At 45.9% G+C, this 1,676-nt stretch carries 2 protein-coding genes; one reads left to right on the forward strand and one right to left on the reverse strand.

Annotated features, from left to right (window positions below; all coding sequences use genetic code 11):
* Nucleotides 1-128: 128 nt before the first annotated feature.
* Nucleotides 129-386 (reverse strand): multiple stress resistance protein BhsA, encoded by a 258-nt coding sequence (gene bhsA / locus ACSZPU_RS25540; RefSeq protein ID WP_499004400.1) that lies wholly within the window; start codon nt 384-386, stop codon nt 129-131.
* 245 nt (nt 387-631) lie between these two features.
* Here bhsA and ACSZPU_RS25545 point away from each other — a divergent pair, with 245 nt between their 5' ends.
* Complete coding sequence (locus tag ACSZPU_RS25545; RefSeq protein ID WP_499004402.1) at nt 632-1,264, forward strand: TetR/AcrR family transcriptional regulator; 633 nt, start codon at nt 632-634, stop codon at nt 1,262-1,264.
* Nucleotides 1,265-1,676 lie beyond the last annotated feature (412 nt).

Genomic DNA, 1,676 nt, shown 5'->3' on the forward strand with positions numbered 1-1,676 from the left:
GGGTTTTGATAACTGGCTTAAAGCTGAAAGCTTTCCGGAACCCCCAGCCTAGCTGGGGGTTTTTTGTGCACAAAAAAGGCCTCGCAAATGCGAGGCCTTTTCTATGAGGGTTAATGCAGTGGCTTAACTTATTTGTACAGAACCGCTGTACCGTGCAGGTTGTCAGAACCGGTTACAGAGGTAATGCGGAAAGATTTCGCACCCATCTCATCGGCTTTCTGAGCCAGTTGATCTTCAACAGAAGAGAGGTTGTTGCCTGCTGACGCACCGATAGTAGCGATTTCCTGTTGGCCTGCCGGAGTCCCCTGGACTTCAACAGCAGCGAAGCTTGCAAAAGAGAGTGAGCTAAGTACGGCAGCGGCAATCAGAGTTTTAACGTTTTTCATGATATGTGTTTCTGTAGCAGATGAAAGTGGCGTCGTAAGCATTAACTTAACGATCGATAGGTAAATGATAAGTGTGATCTACATCACGCGTCAATCACTTTTTATAACGACCGTTAATTAAATTAATAAAGTCATATTTATCATATAGATATAATTTATTAATTTGTGCTATTTTGCCTCTGGTGTCTGACAGCATTTATTTTTATAATGATTGTTCAACAAACCAACAAAGGTTGAACGGCACTATGACCAGTGAAGTCGCTTGTATGAAAAAAAGCCGTGGCCGACCGAAAGTGTTCGACAGGGAAGTGGCGCTTGATAAGGCCATGGCATTATTCTGGCAGCATGGCTACGAAGCTACGTCATTATCAGATCTCGTAGAGGCGACGGGAGCGAAAGCACCCACGCTGTATGCGGAATTTACGAATAAAGAAGGCCTGTTCCGTGCAGTGCTGGATCGCTATATCTCGCTTTTTGCCGCAAAACATGAAGCGCAGCTGTTATGCGACGAGAAACCGCTGGCACAGGCGTTGAAAGATTACTTCACGGCGGTGGCAAGTTGCTTTACCAGCAATGACACCCCGGCGGGCTGTTTTCTGATCAACACCTCCGCGACGCTGGCCGCCTCTTCGCAGGCGATTGCAGAGACGATCAAGTCGCGCCACGCGCAGCAGGAACAAATCCTGCTCCAGTTTTTGTTGCAGCGTCAGCAGCGTGGGGAAATTCCGGCACATGCCAATGCGCAGGAACTGGCGCAGTTTTTAAGCTGCATACTGCAAGGTATGTCGATCAGCGCACGCGAAGGGGCAAGCTGCGAGAAATTGCTGCAGATTGCCGCAACCACCCTGCGCTTATGGCCACAGCTGACCACCGCATAATTTTTACGTTTTATCGCCAATAATTATCGTTTTCACCTATTATATTAATAGGTGAAAGCGTCATGTCGCTTTTGCCGCTTTGCTAAGATTAAATAGTGATTATTTACCTGCTAACCATTAGCAAGGAAGACCAAATTATAAACGTCATGATGACGTCATATGTTGACTGCTTGCTCTCACCCCCTGCGCTATCTTGTTGTATACATGGAGTTTGGGCACTTTTGCTGACTATTCACATTCAGAAGGAAAATGAAGATGATTTTGCTATTACCATTACTTAAAGTGCTAGATAGTGTCGTCACGAGGATAAAAATCATTGATAATAGGGCCTTCTGATTAGAAGGCCCTATTATCATGACTATTCCAGCCTATCGGCGCCACGATATTTCTGACAATGTATGGAGTTTACTGG

This window comes from Phytobacter sp. V69 (assembly GCF_965644215.1).
Taxonomy (GTDB): Bacteria; Pseudomonadota; Gammaproteobacteria; order Enterobacterales; family Enterobacteriaceae; genus Phytobacter.

Bases quoted from the DNA above. Each gene is read 5' to 3' on its own strand.
- bhsA (WP_499004400.1), bottom strand. From the start codon at position 386: ATGAAAAACGTTAAAACTCTGATTGCCGCTGCCGTACTTAGCTCACTC.
- ACSZPU_RS25545 (WP_499004402.1), top strand. From the start codon at position 632: ATGACCAGTGAAGTCGCTTGTATGAAAAAAAGCCGTGGCCGACCGAAA.